Below are 22635 nucleotides of genomic sequence, written 5' to 3'. Positions count from 1 at the left end.
TCTTTGGGCATAGAAACGTATGGCGGTTTTGCGATGACGCCCGTTTCTAACAATATTTGTGTGGATTGACTGTATATATCCTGTGCTTCTGCTGTTGCCTCTAAGAAGAAATTTCGGACATCTTCTCGGTAAGACATAGTGGAATGCAAAGCAAACAGTCCCGTTTCAATTTGAGACATTAAGCGTATATACATGACTTCGAACATGTCGTCATATAGTTTAGGAACTCCTGTATTCACGTCATCTTTCGTAAAACCAATTGGGATAACAGCACCTTCGTTCTCAAATATTTCTTTAATCTGCTCTACGCTTTTTAAAGATCGGCTATAATACAGCTCAAAAAGTTCTATGTAATCTTGTTTATCCTCGAGGAAATATTCTAAAAATCTTATAATCATCGTTTTTTCTTGATAAGTCATCCATAAGTTTGCAAGTTCTGAGGACGTGAGAGGTGGCAGCTTCACATTACTCATTATACGTAAATCCTCCTAAAAAAAGTGATAATTTACCATGTTTACCTTCACTAGTATGCGTTTTATTTGTAGAGATATACTTATATCTGCTATCTAAAAAAGTTTTGCTGACTATTTTCTATTATAGTAAGATAGTTAAAAATAGCGTAAAATACCGGATTGACAAAGTGTTTGTATGATAACTGATATGAATAAAACTAAGTTTTTCTATTACTTTAAATAATTTGACAATTAGTGTTATTCTTACTATTATGGAAACATAAGTTTTACATATATTACTAGAGTTCGGCAGTAAATTCTAGCAGCACTATAAGTAAGGAGCTTACAATGAAGCACATTGTCCAAGCAACAAATCATCCTAGAACGAAAGACACATTAAAAGAAGATTTACGCAGGTTAGGCATAACACAAGGAATGACCATTATAGTGCATTCTTCGCTATCTTCATTAGGGTGGGTAAACGGAGGTTCAGTAGCAGTTGTTCAAGCTTTAATGGAGACAGTGACGGAGGAAGGAACCATCGTTATGCCGTCACAGTCGGTCGATCTTTCGGATCCATCGGAATGGGGCAATCCGGCTGTGCCAAGAGAGTGGTGGGAAACTATTCGGGAAACAATGCCCGCATATGATTCAGCTCATACACCAACAAGCGGTATGGGACAAATCGTGGAAACTTTTCGAACATACCCTGGCGTAAGAAGAAGCAGCCATCCAATGTATTCATTCGCCGCTTGGGGAAAAGACAGCGAAGACATCTTAAGAGATCATCCCCTCGAATTTAGTTTAGGCGAAAATTCTCCTCTTGAAAGGCTTTACAAAAAACATGCCTTTGTTTTATTATTAGGTGTCGGGTTTGGGAATAATACTTCTTTTCATCTAGCAGAATATCGTATTCCATATCGAAACGTTATTCGAAAAGGATCTCCAGTTATAGATTCAGGAAAGCGAGTATGGAAGACTTATGAAGAATTAGAGTTTCGAGAAGAGTTGTTTGAAGAGATAGGTGAGGCGTTTATTCAAGCAGAAGGAATAAAAGCTGAAAAAATCGGTTCAGCACGTACATTCTTCTTTTCAATGCCTAAAGCCGTAGATTTCGCTGAAACGCATTTGAAAGCGCTATAGTGAGTGGTTGTATGTTTTTTTAGTTGTCTGTATATCAGACAACTAAAAGTGGGACAAGTGAGAACTAACGCCCCTCTAGAATCTACATTAAAAAAGCGTAGAAGTCGTTCAAGCAAGATAGTTTACTTTTTATATTCCTTGTTTCATAATGGCACTTGTCAGTGAATTTATTCGGTCAGGTTGTCTTACAATTATGGAGATAAAAAGCAAGTGTTAAATAAATTCATTAAAAATTTAAATGTATAGAAAAAAAGGAGAGAATACAATTATGTCACTACGTGATCAAGCACTACATATGCATCAAGAAAAACAAGGTAAGTTAGAAGTTAAATCAAAAGTTGAAGTTCAAAATGCTCAAGATTTAAGCTTAGCTTACTCTCCGGGAGTAGCAGAACCTTGTAAAGAAATTCATGAACATCCAGAAACGGTGTATGATTACACTATGAAAGGCAACATGGTCGGCGTTGTGACAAATGGTACTGCTGTTCTTGGTCTTGGAAACATCGGGCCTGCGGCTTCACTTCCTGTTATGGAAGGAAAAGCAATTTTATTTAAAAGCTTTGCAGGCGTAGATGCATTCCCAATTACACTTGATACAACAGATACAGATAAAATCGTTGAAACTGTGAAATTAATGGCTCACACATTTGGGGGCATTAACTTAGAAGATATCGCAGCTCCGCAGTGCTTTGAAATTGAAGAGCGCTTGAAAAAAGAAGTAGATATTCCTGTGTTCCATGATGATCAGCACGGTACAGCAATCGTAACAGTAGCAGGACTTGTAAATGCACTGAAAATTGTCAACAAATCAATGAAAGACTTAAAAATCGTCTTAAACGGAGCAGGAGCTGCCGGCATTGCTATTACAAAGCTTCTTTATTCTTACGGCGTACGAGACATGATTATGTGTGATACAAGAGGTGCTATTTACGAAGGCCGCGCTCAAGGTATGAACAAAGTGAAAGCTGAAGTGGCTTCTTATACAAATGTAAACAAAGAAAGCGGTACGCTAAGCGATGTAATTAAAGGCGCAGATGTATTTATCGGTGTATCTGCAGCGGATGCATTATCTCAAGAGATGGTTAAATCAATGAATGAAGATGCAATTATCTTTGCGATGGCAAATCCTAATCCAGAAATTAAGCCGGATGCTGCAAAAGAAGCAGGAGCTGCTGTTATTGGAACAGGTCGTTCAGACTTCCCTAACCAAGTAAATAACGTTCTTGCATTCCCTGGAATTTTCCGCGGTGCTTTAGACGTTCGCGCTACTCATATCAACGAAGAAATGAAAAAAGCTGCTGTTGAAGCAATTGCAGCTCTTATTACAGAAGAAGAGCTAAACGCAGACTACGTTATTCCTGGACCATTTGATCCTCGCGTAGCTCCAGCTGTAGCAGAGTCTGTAGCAAAAGCAGCAATGGATTCAGGAGTTGCACGCATTACAATTGATCCAGCACGTGTAAAAACACATACAGAACAACTAACAAAAATCGAGAACTAATAACCGATAAAAAGCCCTTTGAAACGCTGTTTCAAGGGGCTTTTTTATTTTAAAGATCTGCTGTAGACGCAGTGAAATCTAAACGTAACACCATTTCATCTCCTATATGATGTACAATAAAGAGAAAAGAACCCAGGTTTTTTATCATAAGGGGAGGAACAAAGATGTACACCGTATTTTCAACATTTAATGTACCGGATGAAAAAGCTGAAGAAGTGATTGGAATTTATAAAAATCGTTCAAAATCAGTCGACGAAGCTCCAGGATTTGTAGATTTTCTACTTCTTCAAAACGATAAGCGAGCAGGGGAGCTCACCGTTCAGCTTACATTTGATACGAAAGAGAATTATTTAAGCTGGGTACGAAGCGAAGATTTCAAGCGTATTCATGATTTAGAGAAAAAGTACCCTGATCAAGAACTAGCAGCCGTCATCCCAAAAGTTTCTCAGTACAAAGTGGTGGCACGATGAGTTCACTTCCCGTTAATGAAATCGTCGAAAGAGTAACGGAGAAAATCTACGAGTTAGAACCTTCTTTGCTCGAAAAATTTGGAGAGCGCGGTAAAGAAAGATGTCATGAAGACAATCACTACCACATGAAGTATCTTGAGACAACATATAAGTTAGACAATCTGCAAATTTTTACTGACTATGCCTTATGGTTAAACAATTTACTCACAAGCCGAGGCATGAAAACACAGCATATTATTGATAATTTCACTTTTATACAAGAAGCGCTGTTTGAACTAGATAATTATGGTGATAAGCAGGTACAGGCGTATGTCACTTATTTAGAAGAAGCGAATCATATACTAAAGCAACAATAGCTTTAAAAAAGAGGCTGGGACAAAAGTAGTTTATTTGAAGGGAAATCCGAACGATGAATCGTGATTCTTGGTGGAGAATCCAACTCGTTCGGATTTTTTCATTGGTAGGGTGAACGTAGATTTCCTGTATGTAGGTGCTTCTAGCTGTTGATTGAAGGGCAAGGCGAAGACTCTTGCGGGAAAAGCGGACTAGGTGACACCCCGCAGGAGCCTAAGCGACGAGGAGGCTCCTCGGCTGCCGGCGGAAAGCGAAGCCTTGCAAGGAAATCAGCGGCGGTGTAACAAGCAGTCCAGCTCATGTATCGAATTTGTTCGTCTTTAGATTGGGTTGATGTAGTTATGTCTTACTCTTTTTTGTTTTACATATGTATAAAGGTGGAAATAAAAAAGAGAAAGGAGAATACATATGCAAAAACAGCTATCAAAAGGAATCCTATCCTTAATCACTATGTGTATGATTGGAAGTGCGGCAGCTTGTTCAGGTGAATCGGCGAACAAGACAAAATCTGATAATCATAAAGCAGAGGAAAAGCCAATCGAAGACCGTCAAGAATTGACCAAGCTACAGCAGTATTCGAACGATCCGAATATTAAAAAAGGGAAAGAAAAAGATTTTGACTTGATCGGTACGTTAAAAAATGATGCTAAAAAAGAAGTGATATTAAAAATTGACGGTCAACTCGTTAAAGTACCAAAAAGCTCCGGGGTGGAAGTAGAAGGCTCAAATTTAAAAGATATGGTCAATAAAGAAGTGGAAGCTGAAATTAATGCAGCTAAACAAGAAGCAACTAGTATTAAATTAACTCCAAAAGCAAAAGCACATAAAAATGTCGTGGATGAACAAGACAGAAATGAACGTAAAGTTGAGGGTATTCTTATAGAAGAAAGCAACAAACATATAACGGTAAAAGTTCCAAACGGTAAAAAAACGTATCAAAAAAGCGCGGACTTTGAAAGAGGGGAAACGAGCAATTTAAAAGAAAAAAAGGTATATCTTGAAATCAATTCAGCTAACGAAGTAGACAGTATAAAAAAAGAAGATGGGGAATAAGAAGAACTATAGCTTTTCTTTCCCTGCTGCGCCCTTGACTTTTTGAACTGTGTCACTTAACGTTACAGTAGAGAAAGAAAAAAGGTGGTTTATGGAAGATGAACAGCGAATTTACCATTGCCGTGCACAGCTTAGTGTTTCTAGCGAATTTACCAGATCACCGAGCAAGCAGTGAATTGATTGCTTGTAACATCTGTACCAATCCTGCACGGGTTCGGAAAATAATGAGTACACTCAGAAAAAACAACTTGGTTCGTACAAAAGAAGGACTAGGTGGCGGTTACACTTTAGGCTGCAACCCTGCTGAAATAAGTCTTGGATTGATTTACCGCGCTATATCGACAGGAACGCTGAAGCCTCACTGGTGCAGCGGCGACCCTGATGCTGACTGTATTGTAAAGTCAAACATTCAGACAGTGATGGACGAAATTTTTACAGAAAGTGAGCAAAGCGTAATCAGGCATTTAGATCAAATTACGATTGAGGATGTGCTGAGAAAAGTTAGAACTACTCACTAAAAAGCACCTTGCATGAGCAAGGTGCTTTTGTTACGACTCTTTGGAAGCGGCTGTTTCAGCCGCTGCTGCTTTTAAGCCGTCATTTACTTTTCTTCCATTCTCTAAGTACTCCGTTTTGAAGCCGCTTTTTAAGGCCCATGTATAGAAGAGAAGGGAAACAACAACAATAATCCCCATATCCCATCCATATTTAATGACATCAAGGCCGCCAAATTTTTCACTTCCAAGCCATGAAATAGTCATCATACAAAGTAAGTATACAACCATCCATACGCCGCCTTTGAAGTTCTGGCGAAATCCTTTCCATTTAGCCTTTGCTTGATAATAAAAATAAATAGGAAGACCGATTAAAATAATAAACAAAACTTGTCCAGTTAGCGGCCAGCGCGCCCAATATAGTGTTAAAGAAGCAAAAATAAACCCAAGCGGCGCAATAATGCTTAATCCTTTTAAACGAAGGGGACGATATAAATCGCCGCCAGTTCGTCTTAGCGTCATAACCGTAACAGGCCCTGTAATGTAGGAGATAAGCGTAGCGACTGAAATGATTTCAGCAAGCACGCCCCAGCCCCGAAATAAAAATAAAAAAACAAGAGAAACAGCTAAGTTAAAAAACATGGCTTGACGCGGGACACCATAAATTGGATGAAGGCGTCCTAGAACACTCGGCAAATATTTATTTTGTTCCATACCATAAATCATTCGAGCAGTAGTAGCTGTATATGTAATACCTGTTCCAGATGGTGAAACAAACGCATCTGCATACAGCACAATTACAAGCCAGTTAATATTAAGCGCAATCGCTAAATCTGCAAATGGAGAGTTAAAGTTTAAATGACTCCAGCCCTTCGCAATATCAGAAGGATTTACTGCCCCGATAAAAGCAATTTGAAGAAGCAAATAAATGACTGTAGCCACTAAAATTGAGCCTACAACCGCAATTGGAATAGATCTTCCAGGATTCTTTGCTTCTCCAGCCATATTAATAGGGCTTTGAAAACCGTTAAAAGCGAATACAATCCCGGACGTAGCAACAGCTGTTAGCACACTCGCCCAGCCGTTTGGTGCGACGCTGCTTCCAGAAGTGAAGTTCTCACCGTGAAAGCCTACAAATAAAAGCGCTCCAATTGTAAGTCCTGGTATAACAATTTTAAAAATGGTAATTAACGAGTTGGCCTTAGAAAACAATCCAACTGTCCAATAATTCAGTAAAAAGTAAACAATCAATAGCACAGTAGCAATAGCTAATCCTTCGCCAGTTAACGTTCCTTTTTCTACGAGGCGGCTTGTCCACTTTGCCCATTCCCACGGCCACGAACTCATATACTGTACAGAAGCTACTGCTTCGACTGGAATAACGGATACAATCGCAATCCAGTTTGCCCAAGCAGCAATAAAACCAATAAACGAACCGTGTGAGTACTGCGTATACTTGACCATCCCGCCAGCTTCGGGAAACATGGATCCTAATTCGCTGTAAGAAAGTGCAATAAATAAAATAACGACCATTCCAATGACCCATGATAAAATAGCAGCCGGTCCTGCAATTTGAGCTGCTCGCCACGCTCCAAATAACCAGCCGGAACCAATAATTGATCCAAGTCCCGTCATAGTTAACGCGAATGTTCCCATTCTTCGATGTAAATTGTTCATCTGACTAACACCTTTCATGTAAAATAAGTCTTTCAATTAAACATTGTTGCTTTATTATTATTATTCTGAAATCTTCAGTTGTCAACTTTTGTCGTTACATGCAGTTCTACATGCCTATTGATTTCCAGTTATGCAGGACAGCTATCCTCAACCTTTCTACCACAGTAATTAAAGCGCTTTACTTTCTTTTTTATCCTACAAGAGAACCTACAGGAATATATATAAACCGACAAAATTTTATTAAGTTCGTACCTTATGCACTAGCAATATGAAGAAATTAGGGGATAGGTGATCGTTATATTCCCTAAAAACACGGGGAGAAAACAAGCCTCATAATAAAGCCCCTTTTGAATAGAGGAATATATACCTTCAAAAGGGGTGAAAAATCTTTATCTTTCTTGATGCTTATATTCGAGTAGTTTTACGACATTTTCTACATCATTTTCAGCAGAAAGTTCATTGATATTCACTTTATAAATGAGCGTGTCCGTTGCAAAAAATTCATCTTCTCCCTGAGGTTTTACTTTTAAGTTTAAGATTTTCACCCGTACAATATGAGTGAACTTACCGCCTTTACCAGGCTGTATTTCACCCATTTGTATCCCGATATCGTCTTTTTTAATTGGGCGAACTTTTACTTTTTTATGCTGTTTACCGTAAACCTTCTCATAATGGGAAGTAATATCTTGATGTACCCAAGGTTCCAGAGATTGATAAATAAAATCTTTTACAACAGGCTGACTTACGTGTGATTCTATATTTTCTTCTGGTATATTTTCTTCTGCGGAAATGGAAAGCGTAAAACAAAAAAAGACAAATGCTGCTAAAAATAAAAATTTTCCCACGAAAAAACCCACCTTACCTGTTCGTTTATGTAGCCGATTTTCGAGATCTGCATCATTATCTTTTGAACAAAGGCATGAAGGTATGCACAATTTTTTTGTGAAATTCACCTTATTGAAAATCCCTTCAGTTTAAATAAAATATGTTCTAAATAATTGATTGAAAATTCAAATGTGGTTTACGTGCAAAAAAATAGCCAAGCGTACCTTTACATATATACACTTGCTATTTTTATGATGAATTTATGATGCTGTTTTCTTATTGCCTTTAAAAATAAAATAAAGAGCTAACAACATAAACGCTACCCCAATCCAGCGGGATAGATCAAACGGCACTTCCCTGCTTCCAAACCAGCCAAAATGGTCGATAATCATACTTGCAAATAATTGACCGATAACAGTTGAGATATTAGCTGCTGTAACGCCAATTTTAGGAACAGCTAAAACGGTTAGAAATAAATAAGATGCTCCGAATAAAGCGCAAGTAAGCTGCCATTTAGGGACATCAAAAACAGAGAGAATGTTTCCTTGACCAAAGAACACAACGACAATCGTTAAAATCATGGCACCTGTTGCAAAGGTTAAAAAAGCTGTTTCAAACGTGCCTGTTTTTTTACTTAGTGTGCCATTAATAGAAGATTGGGCGCTTAGCGTTAATCCTCCTATTAAGGTAAGTATCACCATTAATAAACTCATTGTAAGACCCTCCTAGAAAATAAGTACAAGCGCAATTCCCATACATACAATAGCCATTACGCGTTCTTTGTTAATTTTAATTTTGCTGCTTCCAAGCCAACCGAAATGCTCAATGATCATACTCGTAATCATTTGGCCCACAATAACGGCAACCATTGAAATGCCAATTCCGATAAAAGGGATACTAATAACTAGAATCGTTAAATAAACGGTACCTAATAATCCGCCCGTTAAATTCCACTTAGGCGCTTTTAAGACATAAGGTAAATCTCCTTTTCCAGCAAATAAAGTGGTCAGACCTAAAATGAGCGTTCCCATGATAAAAATATAATAGCTGCTTTCAAGTTTTCCAACGGTATTTCCAAGTTCTCCGGCAATAGCGCCTTCCATACTCAAGGCAGCACCGCCTAGAACTGCAACTAAATAAACTAAAAATTTCACGTTTATCACTCCGATATTTCTTTATATTTATATATCTAGAAAAATAGATATATTGGATGAAAAAAACTCGTTAAAGTTTTTTTCGTAAGAATGAAGAAAGCTCTTGAAGCGTTTCTTCATTTCGGCGATAGTAGGTCCATTGACCGTGCCGAATTGACTCTAACAAACCTGCTTTTTGCATCATGGAAAGATAACTGGACACTGTTGACTGAGACAGTTGAGCTTTCTCTTGAATATCCCCCACGCAAACACCGCCTCTGCTGCTAACCTCCTTGGGCAAATGTGCTTGTTTGTCTTTAAAATGCTTTTCAGGTTCTTTTAACCACTCCAATATATTTAATCGAGTTTCATTAGATAATGCTTTAAAAATATCAATAGGTTTCATACTTATTATTTTATTCTTCACAGCTCAGATGTCAAATGTTCCAGTTTATATTTTATATGTGAACAACAAGCGATGGGTTGAATTATAACAGCTGTGAACAAAAAGTTAACTTACAATAGAGTAAAAAAGAAGAACGTTTTATCCCTTCGTTTTTCTATTTATATAATCAGAAAGCACCTGAGTTTCTTTGAGTAGAACAGATGACATATTCCTTATTTTTTAAGGGGTAGTTTAGTAAAATAGAAAAAAGTGAATAAGAAAAGAAGCTAGTTCATTTACTTAAGGGGGAGGGCTGCATATGCAAGGGAAAACAAAACAAGTGCGCTTTCGAAATATGATAGCGTATGGATTTGGGGATTTGTTTGGCGGAGGATCCTTTTTCATTATTGGAACATTATTTATGGTGTTTTTAACAGATGTAGTGGAGCTTTCTCCTGTAGAAGCGGGAACGATTGTGGCTCTTGGAAAAGTGTGGGATGCTTTGTTAGATCCAACCATTGGGTACATATCTGATCACCTTCAGACAAAAAAAGGACGAAGAAGAGTCTTTTTTCTTTTTGGAATCATTCCAGTTGCAATTACGTTCAGCATGCTGTGGATTCCTATTGAAGGCTCGCATATGTTTAAGTACACCTATTTTATCTTGGCCTATCTTTTATTTAACACGGCGTTTGGTATGGTGATGGTTCCTTACAATACGCTAGCGGCAGAGATGACTACAGATTATAGTATTCGTTCGAAAATGACGGGAATACGCATGGTTTTTTCACAAGGTGCTTCATTTTTAGGTGCTTTTTTCCCGAAACGAATCATCGATGCATTTCCAGGTGGACAAGGGTATTTAATCATGGGAATTACCTTTGGTCTTCTTTTTGCTCTTCCCTGGGTTTTTGTCTATAAGGGAACATGGGACAGCGGAGAAGTAGTGGAGCGAAAAAAGAAAAATGGATTTTGGTTAGAATTTAAGCAGCTTTTTATCAGTTTCGGAAGTGCCTTTAAAAATAAGTCGTTTAACGTATATCTTGCTATGTATTTAGCATCTTACATTGCAATGGATGTGTTTAATGCTCTTTTCTTTTATTTTATTGCCTATTACATGCTTCGCGAAGCGATCTATGCTGATACCTTAAGCTTTGTACAAATTACGCAAGTGCTGTTTATTCCTCTTGTTACGTACATAGCCATCAAGTTAGGAAATAAATTGACCTATAACTTTAGCATGATTGTATGGGGAACGGGCATTATTTTATTTAGTTTTCTAACAAAAGATAGCTCTTTAGCTCTTATTTATTTAGCGGCATTTTTCTTAGGAAGCGGTCATTCGGGAGCGATCATGATTCCATGGAATGTACTGCCGTTTGTATCAGATGTAGATGAGATGATTACAACGAAAAGACGAGAAGGCGTATATGCAGGGCTGATGTCATTTGTTCGAAAATCGTCTCAAGCGCTTGCTATCTTTCTTGTGGGCGTTGCGTTAAAGAATATTGGCTATGTGCCAAACGCAGAGCAGTCAGCGTCTACACTAGCCGGTTTACAAAAGCTGTTCATGATTGTACCTGCTATCTTGATTCTTATTGGAATTATAACAACCATATGGTTCAAAATAAGTCCGAAAAATCACAAAATTTTATTAGCTGAAATTCAAAGAAGAAAAAAAGGAGGTCTTGCGAAGGATGTTACTCCTGAAGCGAAAGCGGTTTGTGAGAGCTTAACGGGCTATAAATACGAACAGCTTTGGAAAGACGTCACCATTTCAAAAGAAATTCGAGATAAAACGGTTGTTTAACCTTGAACTTCGTGAAAAAGCGTAAAATTTTCAGCGCAAATATTCGCTAATTATATCCAATAAGAAACTCCCTCTGACGTATTGCCTTTTAACAAGAAAAGAAATTCTCCTGTCTATCGACTCACTTTTCAGGTGAATTTTAGAAAGAAAGGATTTCTTAGCACTAAATATGTGCAATTTGGCACGTCTTGATAGGGTGGATTGTACAATTTATAATGAAACTATAAACTAGCCATAGGCGCTTTAGGGCGCAGGTATAAATTAGAAAAAAGGAAGGTACAGTTTATGCCAATTCGATATGTTTGTCCACAATGCCAAGGAGCCGGTAAGAAATTTGGATTTATAAAGTGCAAAGTGTGCAGCGGCGAAGGAAATATTATCATGTCTTCTAATGAGCCAGATCCAACTAAAAATAAAAAATTAAAATCCTCTTCTAAACAAGATAAAGCAATATAAGCTATTGCCGAGGTATGTATAAGCCCCGCTTTTCTATAGAAAAGCGGGGCTTTCTGCTAGACAGAAGGGTGCTTTTCTTATGATAGAATAAAATGAAAGTAGCTAAAATAACATAAAGGGAACTGAAGGAAGAGGGAGATAGATGGAATACACGGCAAAACAGTTTACACCGCAGTTAGAAAAGTCCATACATACAGTTGAAAATTCTCTGCAAGAACTTCTCATGTCAATATATAAACAATATAAAGAAGCTTTTGAAAAGAAAGGCGTAAAGCTTTCTATAGATGTGATACGTGAGGGGGAAAATCCCTTTCAACCTGGTTATCACGCCACTATTCAAGTAAGTATTTTGGAAAAAGATGAGTTTTTAGATGGGCTTTTTATTCCTATCTGGCACTGTGTGCGCACGTTTTTTGGCATTCGTTCTTCGAGGAGGCTCCCAGGCAGCAAGATAACCGGGGAGCTGATGGAAGAAACAGAGAAAGAAATCACAAAAGAAGTAGTAGACTATTTAGAAAGGCAGCTAGAAGATTAGAAGCACATGTTTCTAATCTTCTTTAATGTGAAGCAGGTGCAGCTTCTTTTTCAATTTGCCTTTTAGCACGAATAAAAGCCGTGAGCTGCTGAATTTCTTCTTGAGAAAGTTCCAAACCGTCGACCGTAATCGTGTGATTGTGTGGCGATGTTAATTCGATAGGTGCATCTGCAGGAGCATGAGGTTCCTTCTCCTTACCAAGCAAGTAATCGGTTGATGTATCAAATAGTTCTGCGATTGTAACAAGCGCTTCAAGAGAAGGACGACGATAGCCAGATTCATATCCTGCATAGGTGCTTTTAGCAATTTCAAGCTGGTCGGCTGTATATTGAAGAGACCATTTTTTTTCTTTCCTGAGCTGAGCTAATCTGCTTAACATTCATGACGCTCCTTTGTATGTATAGTATGTAAAAAACCGAGGCATTCAGCTCACGCGTAAATCCTATATTCAAATCGTAAGCTAATTTACATTTTTATTCATTATATCATTGCTATAGGGAAAAGTGTACGCGAAACGAATATTTTTTCTCTTGATTTATTGAATCCTGGTTACTATAATTACAGATGAAGTACGCGAAATGAATATAATTTATTTGATAGATTGTCAGGTTTTTTTACAGAAATTAAGCAAAGGGGATGTCGGTTTTGAAAAAACTATTATTGTTATCAACTGGCGGAACAGTCGCTTCACTCGAAGGTGAAAATGGACTTGTTCCTGGAATGGAGCCAGATCAATTACTAAGCTACATACCTGATTTAAATGAACACTGTCAGATTGACAGCAAATCTCTTATGAATCTTGATAGTACAAATATGCAGCCTGAATGTTGGATAGAGATGGCAAAAGCGATTGAAGAGCATTATAATGAATACGATGGTTTTGTTATTACCCATGGAACAGATACAATGGCCTACACATCGGCAGCTCTTTCTTATATGCTTCAGCATTCTAAAAAGCCAATTGCGATTACAGGATCACAAATTCCTATTTCATTTAGTAAAACGGACGCGAAGCGCAATATTGCAGATGCGATTCGCTTTGCATGTGAAGATACAGGCGGAGTCTATGTGGTCTTTGACGGTCGTGTAATTCAAGGAACAAGAGCAATTAAACTTCGTACAAAAAGTTATGATGCATTTGAAAGTATTAACTATCCATACGTGGCGTCTATCCATGACAATACGGTGGATTACACAAAACCTGTTCGCTCTAGTAAAGAAGAGTTAACGGTTAATACATCTCTTTGTACGGATGTAGCGGTTGTTAAACTGTTTCCTGGCATTAAACCCGAATTTTTCGATGGATTAAAGGATGTATATCAAGGCGTTGTTGTTGAAAGCTATGGAAGTGGAGGAATTCCATTTCAAGTTCGCAATATTTTAGCCAAGCTTGTTGAATTGACAAATCATGGTGTATCCGTTGTCATTACCACTCAGTGTCTTGAAGAAGGAGAAGACATGGGCATTTATGAAGTGGGACGAATGATTAATCATGACAGCGTCGTTCGCTCAAAAAACATGAACACAGAAGCTATTGTGCCGAAATTGATGTGGGTGCTCGGACAAACCAAAGACCCTCACCAAGTTAAAAAGATGATGGAAACGTCGATTGCAGAAGATATTAATTAAAAAGAAAGCAGGTACAGCTATGAAACAAGAAACAGCAGGATATCGTACAGAAGCTGATTTTCTAGGAGAAAAACAAATTCCAGCAGACGTATACTATGGTGTACAAACCGCACGTGCCGTAGAAAATTTCCCGATTACGGGTTACAAAGTGCATGAAGAAATGATTAAAGCGCTTGTAATTGTAAAAAAAGCGGCAGCGCTTGCGAATATGGATACAAAGCGTTTATATGAAGGTATTGGAAATGCTATTGTGCAAGCAGCTGATGAGATTTTAGCAGGTCAGTGGCATGAATACTTTATTGTTGATCCTATTCAAGGCGGAGCAGGAACGTCAATGAATATGAATGCCAATGAAGTTATTGCGAATCGTGCGCTTGAAATTATGGGAAATAATAAAGGTGAATATGGCAAATTAAGTCCTAACAGCCATGTGAATATGTCTCAGTCAACAAATGATGTATTTCCAACGGCTATTCACATCTCAACGCTGAACTTATTAAATAAACTTCTTGTTACGATGAATGATATGTATGATGTGTTTAAACGAAAAGCGCAAGAATTTGATCATGTAATTAAAATGGGCCGTACGCACCTTCAAGATGCTGTACCCGTTCGTCTTGGTCAAGAGTTTGAAGCATACAGCCGCGTGTTAGCACGTGACATTAAGCGTATCAGCGCGACTCGTGACCACTTGCATGAAGTAAATATGGGGGCGACAGCTGTTGGAACAGGCTTAAATGCAGATCCTCGCTATATTGAAAATGTAGTGAAACACTTAGCTGATATCAGCGGTTTGCCGCTTGTGCATGCAGAGCACTTAGTGGACGCTACTCAAAATACAGATGCTTATACAGAAGTATCTGCAGCGCTTAAAATCTGTATGACGAATATGTCTAAAATTGCAAATGACTTGCGTTTAATGGCATCTGGACCTCGTGCAGGTCTAGGGGAAATCAGCCTTCCTGCTCGTCAGCCTGGTTCTTCAATCATGCCAGGAAAAGTAAACCCGGTTATGGCTGAATTAATTAATCAAATTGCGTTTCAAGTAATGGGAAATGATCAAACGATCTCTCTTGCTTCAGAGGCAGGCCAGATGGAGCTTAACGTAATGGAACCTGTGCTTGTATTTAACTTGCTTCAATCAATCAGCATTATGAACAACGGTTTCAGAAGCTTTACAGATCACTGTTTAGTGGGAATTGAAGCAAACGAAACGCGCATGAAAGAATATGTAGAGAAAAGCGTAGGGATTATTACAGCTGTTAACCCTCACTTAGGCTATGAAGTCGTATCTCGTATTGCGCGTGAAGCGATTTTAACAGGAAAACCAATTCGTGAGCTTTGCCTTCAATACGATGTGCTAACAGAAGAGGAATTGGATCTCATCTTAAATCCATTCGAAATGACGAATCCTGGTATTGCAGGAAGTTCATTATTTGACCGACAGTAAATAGAACGGCTTCCTTATGGAAGCCGTTTTTTTATAAAGATATTTGTTGAATGACTTGGCGCATTTTCTGAGCTGTTGCAGCCAGTGCGTCATTTCTTTTACCACCTTTGTATTACATTTGAGCACCCCCAAGTAAAAGTGAAAAACATCACGATTGATATTCAGCTGCCCGAAGGTCTTTTCAAAACGACAAACTTAAATGGGTATCGCGAAAACGAACAGGGGCAAATTGAAATAAAGCATATTGAGGATGAACCTCTATTAGTAGAGCTTTACACAGAAGAAACCGTTTCATATCAGAAAGCAGAGATTGCAGTAGTTGTGACTTACCGAGATGAACGCTTGCGTATGAAGCAAGAAAGGGACTCTTTTATGCTTACATTTACAGATGAAGATTTGATAGGTGATTCATTTTTAAATCAAGAAGTCAGTGCAAAAGTGAAAAAGCTTGCTCGTACTAATTCAGTGGAAAGAGGCGGTCAAATGAACTTAATTCCATATGTAGTAGAACAAACAAGCAGGGGAGAGCGTGCCTATGATATTTATTCAAGACTGTTGCTCGACCGAGTGATTATGCTAACAGGTGAAGTTACAGATGATACGGCTACTAGCATTATCGCTCAGCTTCTGTTTTTAGATGCAGAAAATTCAGAAAAAGATATCAGCATCTATATTAATTCACCAGGAGGGTCCATTACAGCAGGCATGGCTATTTTTGATACGATGCAGCTTATACGTGCAGATGTAAGCACATTGTGTATAGGGCTAGCGGCATCAATGGTTCGGTTTTACTAGCAGGAGGTAAAAAAGGGAAACGTTTTGCGCTTCCTAATAGCGAAGTGATGATTCATCAGCCGCTAGGAGGAGCAAAAGGACAAGCAGCTGAAATTGAGATTCGAGCGAAGCGTATTTTACGGTTAAAAGACCACCTAAATGAATTACTATCTGAACGAACAGGGCAGCCGCTTTCAACAATTAAAAAAGACACGGATCGAGACACATTCTTTACAGCAGATGAAGCAAAAGAGTATGGCTTAATTGATCAAATTTTAGTTCATCAATAAGGAGGATACCCCGTGGAAAAGGCAAATCGTTATTCAGTAGAATATGAATGGGGAAACGTGATTTTTTATCAAGAAGTAGAAGCAACGACGATACAAGAGGCCAAAGAACGTGTTCAACATGTAAAAGTAAATGCCGCTATTCGCGCTGTTCATGTCATAGAAGATGTCGAATCGTAACGAAAAACTGGATCCTTTCGGGGATTCAGTTTTTTTAAGTAAATGAAGCAGGGATTTATATGAAGAAAGGAGAATGCAAAAAGAGATTTAAAAGCGAGCAGCTGGTAGCAACATTCAACAGGAACATCTCATTTCAATTACAAAAAGAAAGGTAGATGTAAATGAAAAAAGTATGGTCTGGATTAGTTGTTTTAATTGCTATTTGTTGGATGATAACAGGATGTCAGCAAAGCAGTGCTTCAAGCGATACTGTTGAGCAAAAGCTCGTAATTGAAAAATACATAGCCGATAATCAATATGGCCATGCGGTTAAAATGAAAGACCAAAATCAAGTGCAAAAAGTACAGCAGTGGTTAAAAGATGTATCATGGAGAGAAGAAAAAGCCGAAATGATTCGAAAACCTAATTATATTCTTCACTTTGAGCCGGTAGAAACTAAAAAGGATATAAAGGTACAATCTTACCGGATGTGGGTAAACTTAGGAAACGAAACAGTTGAATTAGCTACAGATACACACTACGCACAGTTAAAGGGTAAACAAGCGATGTCATTTATTGAATTAGTAGAGCCAAAATAGAAGTCACCTATAAAGTAGTGTCCAATGAAAGCTATAACTGCGCTTATTAGTATTGAAGCTACCTTCTCTCGTATGATTGCTGACCTCCAAGGAACAGAGCGGTTCATTACTAATGAGCTTGTTTTGATTATGAGGATGTAGAAGTGTTTGATGCACACGAAATGACAACCAGCAATTATTGAATGTAATAAAGAAGTGAATCTCTATGGAAGGTCGTTTGTTAAAGGGATTTTTAATAGTAAGGGAAAAAGAGAAATCAAGAAGCTGATTTCTCTTTTTTATTCAGGCATGTCGATGATTGTTATTTCCGCGCATTTTGCGTAAAACAAAACTCACAATTAAGACTAAAATAACAGCACCAATAATAGCAGGAACAATTGCGAATCCTCCAACCTCTGGGCCGAGATCTCCAAAAATTAAAGAGCCTAACCATGATCCAATGAACCCAGCAATAATATTTCCGATAATTCCACCTGGAACATCTCGTCCCGTTAACACACCAGCAAGCCAGCCGATAAGTCCTCCAACAATAAGTGTCCAAATAAATGACATATACCTAACCTCCTTTTTATAGGGAATTCCTTTTCAGTCTTTCCTAAAACACACTTTGTCATGCGACAAGCTTGCTGCGAATTCTTTTACATTTTTTCATCTATTTATCATCTATGCTAAGATAGCCCAACGTTAAATTGAAGAGTTATGTATGAGACTTTACTGTGTAAGTAACGATAAAATGAAGGAAAAAGTTCAGCTCATGTACGTTTTAGATTCAATATAGCTCATTCTATTCGTAAAAGGGGACATCTGGTTCATTTTTTAAGGCTTTTTCCCTTAGGTTTACTTTTTTTAACGGTATTTGTGATATCATTTTAAGTAAACTAATTCTTAACGGGAGAACAATATGGAGTCATTATTATTAGATAAAAAGCTTAAACACATTACAAATTTAATTTTAGAAAAAAAAGAAGAGTTCTCAAAACAAAAGAAATATGAAGAAACACATATTCAACAGCAGCTAGAACCGTGGCGTGTTCACTTAATTCAAATATACGCTGACTCTATCTCAACAAATGAAACAAAAAACTTTGAAGTGCTTGAGGAGTGGGGAAGAGAAGTAGCGAATTTACTTGTTGTGTTTCAGCTTCCATTAGATGTAGCGTTAGAAGAAATTAGCTATTACCGAAATATTATCGGTGAAATTATTAAAGAGGAAGCAAAAGCCGAGACGTTTACATTTGATGCCTTCTATCAAGTTATTTCTCGTTTCAACGTTGTAGTGGATAAGGCCGTGCACTGGGTTAGTAAATCGTATATGACTGACTTTGCAAATAAAATTCAATCCGCTCGCTATGCAATTGATGAACTATCGATTCCCGTGGTACGCATTACGAAAGAAATTGGGGTAATTCCTCTTGTCGGTGATTTAGATACAAATCGTGCTCAGATTTTAATGGAAAATGCGCTTCAACACGGCAGCGACTACAAGCTAAATTGGTTGATTATTGATTTATACGCGGTTCCAATTATTGATACGATGGTAGCGGACCAAATTTTTAAAGTAATCAGTGCTTTAAGATTATTAGGAATTCAAGTTGTTTTAAGCGGCATCCGTGCTGAAATTGCCCAGACAATGGTGAATTTAGGGTTAGATTTAGCTGACATTACAACTTTCAGTAGCCTTCACCAAGCAGTGGAATATGTTAATCAAGCGGACTAATATAAAATAAAAGCCCATGAGTATGTAACCATATCATAGGCTTTTATTGGTAGAAGAAAATTTGAAGTTTATTTAATAAAACATCTAATGATTGACTAACTTGAAGTGTGCTAGGACTTGTTAGGCCTTCACGGACAGCGGTTTGAATCATTAATGTTCGAGTTTGCTCGATTTCTTCTATTAGTATTTGATACATAGATTTGTCTTTTTCAGGAGTTGAAAGCAGCATATTAAGTCCTCATTTTTCTATAGGGATTATGGTTAAATTAACATTAATAGGCTTATTTTTCAATATTATGAAATTAAAAATAGCAAATTTTAAGAATTTTTCATAGAAAAAAAGAACCTCCTTTTCAACAGAGGTTCTTTTTTTAATATAATAATTTATTATGCATGTTTATGATTACCACGCATTTTTCTCATAATGAAACTTACGATTAAAACTAAAATGATTGATCCGATAATAGCAGGAATAATAGCAAATCCACCTATGACTGGTCCGAAGCTTCCAAAGATAACTGAACCTAACCAAGAGCCGATAAAACCAGCGATAATGTTGCCAATAATACCTCCGGGAACATCTCTTCCTGTAATTAATCCAGCAAGCCATCCGATAATACCGCCCACAATAAGTGCCCATAAAAATGACATGAATATTCTCCTCCTTTTTAGTGATATATTGCTTATATAGGTCATTACCCCACTTTACAAAAAACTATTCATAGAATAGCAAAAAAATAAAAAAACTGTAAAAAAGTCTACGTGCTGCGATAGTCTCATAGAAAATAGACTAACTAGTATATAATAGAAAAAGAAACATAGTTTAAAAGAGAAAGGAGAAATGAAGTGAAAATAAAAAATCAAAGCGATGTAGTAGAACAGCACTTAATTCAACACTGGATGTATTTTCAGCATACGGAGCAATCGGTGAAAGTGGATACGTCAGAAATTAAATGGATTTCTGCACGTCCTTACAACCGAGGAGTATATGCAGGAACCCGTCATATTGAGCCTGCTTTAGAGATATGTTCTCTAGAAGGTGAGGAACCTTTATGGATTGTTGGTCCATCTTCAGATGTTAACCTTGGAGCAGTCCTTCGTAAAAATGGATTTGTTCCTTATGAAAAGTGGATTGGAATGATTCAGTTCATTCAAGAAAAGAAATACATAAATGGAGGAGTAGAAGGGTTTCAATGTAAGCGAGTGCACACAGAAGAGGACCTAACACAATGGATAAAAGTATACATAGACGGCTATCAAAAACCAAAAGAGAATCAGCCTGACTTTCTGTCAAGGTTTAAAGAGCTTATGCAGCACGCTGATCAATATCAGTTGTATCTTGGTCTTTATCACAATCAGCCAGCTGTAGCTGGTTCGCTCTTTTTTCATAAAGGTACAGCTGGTTTGTATTGTATCACTACAGCTAGACATATGAGGCGAAAAGGACTGGCCACCGAATATTTGAAGGAAGTTCTTACTGTAGCAAAAAAACAGGCTCATACGTGTATTTTGCATGCCACAAGTGCAGGAAAGCCAGCCTATGAAAAACTTGGTTTTATAGCTGTTAACGAATTTGATGTATATGGATGGAGAAATAGGGGTGGAAAAGAAAACACATCGTGCTGCAGTTTGTAAAAAAAGAGACAAAATTCGACAAAATTTTAAAAAAGTGTAGCTTCCACTTCGTTTTTGGTGTATCCTAGGAAAAAGTAGCAGCATGAGCTAGTGTTGTACATAGAACACAGATAAAAGGAGTCATTATGAAACATTTTTTTAAAACGAGCACGTTTTGGATAGGTTTGGTTGTCGGAATCGCGCTCACATTTGGGGGATATTTTACTGTTACTAGTATTTACAATTACTATTTAGGACGAGAACAGCTGAAAGTATTGACTGCCTCTCAAAAAAACCTTCAAACTGCTTTTAAAGAGTATAATCAGCTTATGTCCGAGAAAAAAACTAAAAAACAATTTATCAATGAACTTGATGATATTTCAAACACGATAAACTACGAATATAATGAATTAGCATCCCTAGATCCTACGATGAAAACGATGTATAAGCATACGGGCGTCATCGATGATATGGAACTGATGATTGATAATATCGATAGTATTTATGAATTAGCGATGAATGACCATAAAGATGCAACAAAACCACTTCAAACCTACGTATCTGATTTAATGGAATATGTAGAAAAAGATATGAAAAAAGAAATAAGTATGCTAAATAAATAGAATCAAGCAGCTGTCTAAACAAATAGGCAGCTGTTTTTTATTGATTATAAAGGAATCTTTTGGTTATAGGCGAAAGAGTATACTATGTACCAATTCACTTACGTGCACCACGTTAACAAAAAGGGAGGGTATAGTATGAAAAAAGTGGTGATTATCCTATTTAGTTTATTTTTATTAGCCGCATGTCAGGTGCCTACAGCTAAAACGCTTAAAGATCCTTACCCGCCGCCTATAAAAATAATAGCGGAAGGCAAAGAAGCCATCATTAAGCCTTTATTTTTTTGTTGGACTGAATGTGAAGCTGATTTTGGCGAACGAAAAAATTTTAGACAAATCGTTATGAAAGATAGCATCTCCGTCTCTCAAGGTGGTCAAGTGTCAATTGAAATAGATGGTCAAAAACCTAATGCTCTTTATTACAAACAAATTCGCAATCAGTCTATTTATGAAAACACAGTGGACAAAAAGGACATAGAAAAAACATCTGCTATTACAGTAGATTCTGCCTATCCCAGTGATCGATACATACTCGTAGCAGACTGGAAGGATAGCAAAGGAAAAAAACTAATCGGGCGTGTCTACTACACTCCGGTAAAATTTGAAACACCATAGATAGGGCTCTCTATGCTGGAATAGGGAGCCCTGTGCTTAGCTAATAGAATTAAGCGCTTGCGCAAGCGAAGAAGTAGTGTGAACATTTTCAAATGAAAGTCCTAAGCGAATTGCAGTTTGAGAAATTTCCGGTCGAATTCCAGATAAAATTGTTTGCACACCAATTAAACGAAGAGCTTTTACTAAATTAAAAATCTCTTGTGCCATCATCGTGTCAATCGTAGCTACACCGAGCAGGTCAATACATAAATGTTCAACGCCTTTTTCCGAGCATTGCTGAAGCGTATTTTCTAAAATAAACTGACTTTTGACCGTTCCGATATCCCCCACAAGAGGCAGAAGTGCAACTTTGTTTTGAAGCATGATGACAGGAGAACTTAATTCATCAATCAACTCTTTCTGAGCGTTCAGCTGTTCTTGCGTATTTTTATGATATTCTTGAATAAAGATATAAACAGATAGATTAAAAGCTTTAACAACCATATCATACCACATAAATATCTGATCAGCGCTTACATCCTCCGAATGCAAAGAGATAAACTTTTTTAAGTAATTAACGGCAATTTTTTGTGAATTAAAATATTCTCGAATAATAAAATGAAGAGGCGTACTTAAATGCTTGGGATCACGTGCAAGTTCTATCGACCACTGCTGAAAATCCGAAAAAAAATACTCCTCATCTTTTATAAATACGTCAAATAAATGCTGAAAATAATTTTGATTTTGCTGCTTCAGTTCTTTCACAATTGCTGGATTTTTACTTGAATACACGGAGAACTCATTTTTATCATCGAGCTGATTGTACCAGTCTTCAGTTAATTGAAGAGAATGTTCTTTAAAAAAATGATATAAGTCCTGATTTTTATGCATGAAGACTCTCCTT

General features: G+C 37.5%; 29 protein-coding genes and 1 pseudogene. 19 read left to right on the top strand and 11 right to left on the bottom strand.

The annotated features are described in order from the left end of the window. On the bottom strand, positions 1-473 hold a 473-nt coding region (locus tag ACLHDF_RS28720), incomplete at its 3' end, for a DUF3231 family protein (RefSeq protein ID WP_413921829.1). 327 nt (positions 474-800) lie between these two features. Between ACLHDF_RS28720 and ACLHDF_RS28715 the strand changes: the two genes are divergently transcribed. From ACLHDF_RS28715 to ACLHDF_RS28685, 7 genes are all read left to right on the top strand, one after another. Beyond that, positions 801-1595, top strand: coding sequence for an aminoglycoside N(3)-acetyltransferase (locus ACLHDF_RS28715; protein ID WP_413917027.1), 795 nt, complete (start codon positions 801-803; stop codon positions 1593-1595). A 268-nt stretch (positions 1596-1863) separates the two neighbouring features. Next, positions 1864-3096 (top strand): NAD(P)-dependent malic enzyme, encoded by a 1233-nt coding sequence (locus ACLHDF_RS28710; protein WP_413921828.1) that lies wholly within the window; start codon positions 1864-1866, stop codon positions 3094-3096. 164 nt (positions 3097-3260) lie between these two features. Then, positions 3261-3566 (top strand): antibiotic biosynthesis monooxygenase family protein, encoded by a 306-nt coding sequence (locus ACLHDF_RS28705; RefSeq protein WP_013057785.1) that lies wholly within the window; start codon positions 3261-3263, stop codon positions 3564-3566. Continuing rightward, a complete protein-coding gene (locus ACLHDF_RS28700; RefSeq protein WP_413921827.1) occupies positions 3563-3922 on the top strand; it encodes a hypothetical protein in 360 nt (119 codons plus the stop codon). Before ACLHDF_RS28705 ends, ACLHDF_RS28700 begins: the two co-directional genes overlap by 4 nt. Before the next feature lie 147 nt (positions 3923-4069). After that, entirely contained in the window at positions 4070-4204 is a 135-nt protein-coding gene (locus ACLHDF_RS28695) for a hypothetical protein (RefSeq protein WP_413921826.1), read from the top strand. Between the two features lie 124 nt (positions 4205-4328). Further along, positions 4329-4973 carry a hypothetical protein gene (locus ACLHDF_RS28690; protein WP_413921825.1) on the top strand — a complete coding sequence of 215 codons (645 nt, stop codon included), beginning with the start codon at positions 4329-4331 and terminating at the stop codon, positions 4971-4973. A 98-nt stretch (positions 4974-5071) separates the two neighbouring features. Beyond that, positions 5072-5491 carry an Rrf2 family transcriptional regulator gene (locus ACLHDF_RS28685; RefSeq protein ID WP_413921824.1) on the top strand — a complete coding sequence of 140 codons (420 nt, stop codon included), beginning with the start codon at positions 5072-5074 and terminating at the stop codon, positions 5489-5491. A gap of 30 nt (positions 5492-5521) precedes the next feature. Here the strand turns inward: ACLHDF_RS28685 and ACLHDF_RS28680 are convergent, their stop codons facing one another. The 5 genes from ACLHDF_RS28680 to ACLHDF_RS28660 all read right to left on the bottom strand — a co-directional run bounded on the left by ACLHDF_RS28680 (position 5522) and on the right by ACLHDF_RS28660 (position 9508). Next, the gene (locus tag ACLHDF_RS28680) at positions 5522-7144 is read right to left on the bottom strand and encodes an APC family permease (protein WP_413921823.1); all 1623 of its coding nucleotides are present in this window, start codon (positions 7142-7144) and stop codon (positions 5522-5524) included. A gap of 389 nt (positions 7145-7533) precedes the next feature. Further along, positions 7534-7989 (bottom strand): hypothetical protein, encoded by a 456-nt coding sequence (locus tag ACLHDF_RS28675; RefSeq protein ID WP_251392668.1) that lies wholly within the window; start codon positions 7987-7989, stop codon positions 7534-7536. A gap of 240 nt (positions 7990-8229) precedes the next feature. Continuing rightward, positions 8230-8682, bottom strand: a complete 453-nt coding sequence (locus ACLHDF_RS28670; RefSeq protein WP_413921822.1) for a DMT family transporter — start codon at positions 8680-8682, stop codon at positions 8230-8232. 12 nt (positions 8683-8694) lie between these two features. Beyond that, a complete protein-coding gene (locus tag ACLHDF_RS28665) occupies positions 8695-9123 on the bottom strand; it encodes a DMT family transporter (RefSeq protein WP_413921821.1) in 429 nt (142 codons plus the stop codon). A gap of 70 nt (positions 9124-9193) precedes the next feature. Further along, the gene (locus ACLHDF_RS28660) at positions 9194-9508 is read right to left on the bottom strand and encodes an ArsR/SmtB family transcription factor (protein WP_013083854.1); all 315 of its coding nucleotides are present in this window, start codon (positions 9506-9508) and stop codon (positions 9194-9196) included. Between the two features lie 298 nt (positions 9509-9806). Here ACLHDF_RS28660 and ACLHDF_RS28655 point away from each other — a divergent pair, with 298 nt between their 5' ends. The 3 genes from ACLHDF_RS28655 to ACLHDF_RS28645 all read left to right on the top strand — a co-directional run bounded on the left by ACLHDF_RS28655 (position 9807) and on the right by ACLHDF_RS28645 (position 12288). After that, a complete protein-coding gene (locus tag ACLHDF_RS28655) occupies positions 9807-11297 on the top strand; it encodes an MFS transporter (RefSeq protein ID WP_413921820.1) in 1491 nt (496 codons plus the stop codon). A gap of 285 nt (positions 11298-11582) precedes the next feature. Continuing rightward, positions 11583-11753, top strand: a complete 171-nt coding sequence (locus tag ACLHDF_RS28650; protein ID WP_413921819.1) for a hypothetical protein — start codon at positions 11583-11585, stop codon at positions 11751-11753. Between the two features lie 142 nt (positions 11754-11895). Further along, positions 11896-12288, top strand: coding sequence for a hypothetical protein (locus ACLHDF_RS28645; protein WP_413921818.1), 393 nt, complete (start codon positions 11896-11898; stop codon positions 12286-12288). A gap of 22 nt (positions 12289-12310) precedes the next feature. Here the strand turns inward: ACLHDF_RS28645 and ACLHDF_RS28640 are convergent, their stop codons facing one another. After that, positions 12311-12667 carry a helix-turn-helix domain-containing protein gene (locus ACLHDF_RS28640; protein ID WP_413921817.1) on the bottom strand — a complete coding sequence of 119 codons (357 nt, stop codon included), beginning with the start codon at positions 12665-12667 and terminating at the stop codon, positions 12311-12313. A gap of 266 nt (positions 12668-12933) precedes the next feature. On the opposite strand from ACLHDF_RS28640, the gene ACLHDF_RS28635 reads away from it, so the two are divergent. From ACLHDF_RS28635 to ACLHDF_RS28615, 5 genes and pseudogenes are all read left to right on the top strand, one after another. Further along, complete coding sequence (locus ACLHDF_RS28635; protein WP_413921816.1) at positions 12934-13917, top strand: asparaginase; 984 nt, start codon at positions 12934-12936, stop codon at positions 13915-13917. A 19-nt stretch (positions 13918-13936) separates the two neighbouring features. Next, positions 13937-15367: an aspartate ammonia-lyase gene (gene aspA, locus ACLHDF_RS28630; RefSeq protein WP_413921815.1), complete on the top strand. Its 1431-nt coding sequence runs from the start codon at positions 13937-13939 to the stop codon at positions 15365-15367. A gap of 483 nt (positions 15368-15850) precedes the next feature. Continuing rightward, positions 15851-16431, top strand: a pseudogene (clpP, locus tag ACLHDF_RS28625) (ATP-dependent Clp endopeptidase proteolytic subunit ClpP). Between the two features lie 12 nt (positions 16432-16443). Next, positions 16444-16608 (top strand): hypothetical protein, encoded by a 165-nt coding sequence (locus ACLHDF_RS28620; RefSeq protein WP_413921814.1) that lies wholly within the window; start codon positions 16444-16446, stop codon positions 16606-16608. A gap of 161 nt (positions 16609-16769) precedes the next feature. Beyond that, complete coding sequence (locus ACLHDF_RS28615; protein WP_413921813.1) at positions 16770-17186, top strand: hypothetical protein; 417 nt, start codon at positions 16770-16772, stop codon at positions 17184-17186. A 282-nt stretch (positions 17187-17468) separates the two neighbouring features. Here ACLHDF_RS28615 and ACLHDF_RS28610 read toward each other — a convergent pair whose 3' ends face one another. Continuing rightward, a complete protein-coding gene (locus tag ACLHDF_RS28610; protein ID WP_413921812.1) occupies positions 17469-17738 on the bottom strand; it encodes a GlsB/YeaQ/YmgE family stress response membrane protein in 270 nt (89 codons plus the stop codon). 349 nt (positions 17739-18087) lie between these two features. Here ACLHDF_RS28610 and ACLHDF_RS28605 point away from each other — a divergent pair, with 349 nt between their 5' ends. Beyond that, the gene (locus ACLHDF_RS28605) at positions 18088-18903 is read left to right on the top strand and encodes an STAS domain-containing protein (RefSeq protein ID WP_413921811.1); all 816 of its coding nucleotides are present in this window, start codon (positions 18088-18090) and stop codon (positions 18901-18903) included. Positions 18904-18946: 43 nt separating this feature from the next. Here the strand turns inward: ACLHDF_RS28605 and ACLHDF_RS28600 are convergent, their stop codons facing one another. Beyond that, on the bottom strand, positions 18947-19132 hold the full coding sequence (locus ACLHDF_RS28600) for a Spo0E family sporulation regulatory protein-aspartic acid phosphatase (RefSeq protein WP_413921810.1): 186 nt from the start codon (positions 19130-19132) through the stop codon (positions 18947-18949). A gap of 158 nt (positions 19133-19290) precedes the next feature. Continuing rightward, entirely contained in the window at positions 19291-19554 is a 264-nt protein-coding gene (locus ACLHDF_RS28595; RefSeq protein ID WP_413921809.1) for a GlsB/YeaQ/YmgE family stress response membrane protein, read from the bottom strand. Between the two features lie 195 nt (positions 19555-19749). On the opposite strand from ACLHDF_RS28595, the gene ACLHDF_RS28590 reads away from it, so the two are divergent. From ACLHDF_RS28590 to ACLHDF_RS28580, 3 genes are all read left to right on the top strand, one after another. Further along, positions 19750-20538 carry a GNAT family N-acetyltransferase gene (locus ACLHDF_RS28590; protein ID WP_413921808.1) on the top strand — a complete coding sequence of 263 codons (789 nt, stop codon included), beginning with the start codon at positions 19750-19752 and terminating at the stop codon, positions 20536-20538. Positions 20539-20663: 125 nt separating this feature from the next. Continuing rightward, entirely contained in the window at positions 20664-21140 is a 477-nt protein-coding gene (locus tag ACLHDF_RS28585) for a hypothetical protein (protein ID WP_413921807.1), read from the top strand. A 135-nt stretch (positions 21141-21275) separates the two neighbouring features. Beyond that, the gene (locus ACLHDF_RS28580; protein ID WP_413921806.1) at positions 21276-21752 is read left to right on the top strand and encodes a hypothetical protein; all 477 of its coding nucleotides are present in this window, start codon (positions 21276-21278) and stop codon (positions 21750-21752) included. Between the two features lie 36 nt (positions 21753-21788). Here ACLHDF_RS28580 and ACLHDF_RS28575 read toward each other — a convergent pair whose 3' ends face one another. Further along, on the bottom strand, positions 21789-22622 hold the full coding sequence (locus tag ACLHDF_RS28575; RefSeq protein WP_413921805.1) for an STAS domain-containing protein: 834 nt from the start codon (positions 22620-22622) through the stop codon (positions 21789-21791). Positions 22623-22635 lie beyond the last annotated feature (13 nt).

The sequence above is a fragment of the Priestia megaterium genome, from assembly GCF_046599315.1.
GTDB classification, from domain to species: Bacteria; Bacillota; Bacilli; order Bacillales; family Bacillaceae_H; genus Priestia; species Priestia megaterium_F.
The sequence above is the reverse complement of the archived record's forward strand: the minus strand, read 5'-3'. Positions and strand labels throughout refer to the sequence as shown.

Excerpts from the sequence above, each read along its gene's own strand:
- ACLHDF_RS28715 (WP_413917027.1), top strand. The coding sequence starts at position 801 with ATGAAGCACATTGTCCAAGCAACAAATCATCCTAGAACGAAAGACACA.
- ACLHDF_RS28710 (WP_413921828.1), top strand. The coding sequence starts at position 1,864 with ATGTCACTACGTGATCAAGCACTACATATGCATCAAGAAAAACAAGGT.
- ACLHDF_RS28705 (WP_013057785.1), top strand. The coding sequence starts at position 3,261 with ATGTACACCGTATTTTCAACATTTAATGTACCGGATGAAAAAGCTGAA.
- ACLHDF_RS28700 (WP_413921827.1), top strand. The coding sequence starts at position 3,563 with ATGAGTTCACTTCCCGTTAATGAAATCGTCGAAAGAGTAACGGAGAAA.
- ACLHDF_RS28690 (WP_413921825.1), top strand. The coding sequence starts at position 4,329 with ATGCAAAAACAGCTATCAAAAGGAATCCTATCCTTAATCACTATGTGT.
- ACLHDF_RS28685 (WP_413921824.1), top strand. The coding sequence starts at position 5,072 with ATGAACAGCGAATTTACCATTGCCGTGCACAGCTTAGTGTTTCTAGCG.
- ACLHDF_RS28680 (WP_413921823.1), bottom strand. The coding sequence starts at position 7,144 with ATGAACAATTTACATCGAAGAATGGGAACATTCGCGTTAACTATGACG.
- ACLHDF_RS28670 (WP_413921822.1), bottom strand. The coding sequence starts at position 8,682 with ATGAGTTTATTAATGGTGATACTTACCTTAATAGGAGGATTAACGCTA.
- ACLHDF_RS28660 (WP_013083854.1), bottom strand. The coding sequence starts at position 9,508 with ATGAAACCTATTGATATTTTTAAAGCATTATCTAATGAAACTCGATTA.
- ACLHDF_RS28655 (WP_413921820.1), top strand. The coding sequence starts at position 9,807 with ATGCAAGGGAAAACAAAACAAGTGCGCTTTCGAAATATGATAGCGTAT.
- ACLHDF_RS28650 (WP_413921819.1), top strand. The coding sequence starts at position 11,583 with ATGCCAATTCGATATGTTTGTCCACAATGCCAAGGAGCCGGTAAGAAA.
- ACLHDF_RS28645 (WP_413921818.1), top strand. The coding sequence starts at position 11,896 with ATGGAATACACGGCAAAACAGTTTACACCGCAGTTAGAAAAGTCCATA.
- ACLHDF_RS28640 (WP_413921817.1), bottom strand. The coding sequence starts at position 12,667 with ATGTTAAGCAGATTAGCTCAGCTCAGGAAAGAAAAAAAATGGTCTCTT.
- aspA (WP_413921815.1), top strand. The coding sequence starts at position 13,937 with ATGAAACAAGAAACAGCAGGATATCGTACAGAAGCTGATTTTCTAGGA.
- ACLHDF_RS28615 (WP_413921813.1), top strand. The coding sequence starts at position 16,770 with ATGAAAAAAGTATGGTCTGGATTAGTTGTTTTAATTGCTATTTGTTGG.
- ACLHDF_RS28610 (WP_413921812.1), bottom strand. The coding sequence starts at position 17,738 with ATGTCATTTATTTGGACACTTATTGTTGGAGGACTTATCGGCTGGCTT.
- ACLHDF_RS28605 (WP_413921811.1), top strand. The coding sequence starts at position 18,088 with ATGGAGTCATTATTATTAGATAAAAAGCTTAAACACATTACAAATTTA.
- ACLHDF_RS28600 (WP_413921810.1), bottom strand. The coding sequence starts at position 19,132 with ATGCTGCTTTCAACTCCTGAAAAAGACAAATCTATGTATCAAATACTA.
- ACLHDF_RS28595 (WP_413921809.1), bottom strand. The coding sequence starts at position 19,554 with ATGTCATTTTTATGGGCACTTATTGTGGGCGGTATTATCGGATGGCTT.
- ACLHDF_RS28585 (WP_413921807.1), top strand. The coding sequence starts at position 20,664 with ATGAAACATTTTTTTAAAACGAGCACGTTTTGGATAGGTTTGGTTGTC.
- ACLHDF_RS28580 (WP_413921806.1), top strand. The coding sequence starts at position 21,276 with ATGAAAAAAGTGGTGATTATCCTATTTAGTTTATTTTTATTAGCCGCA.
- ACLHDF_RS28575 (WP_413921805.1), bottom strand. The coding sequence starts at position 22,622 with ATGCATAAAAATCAGGACTTATATCATTTTTTTAAAGAACATTCTCTT.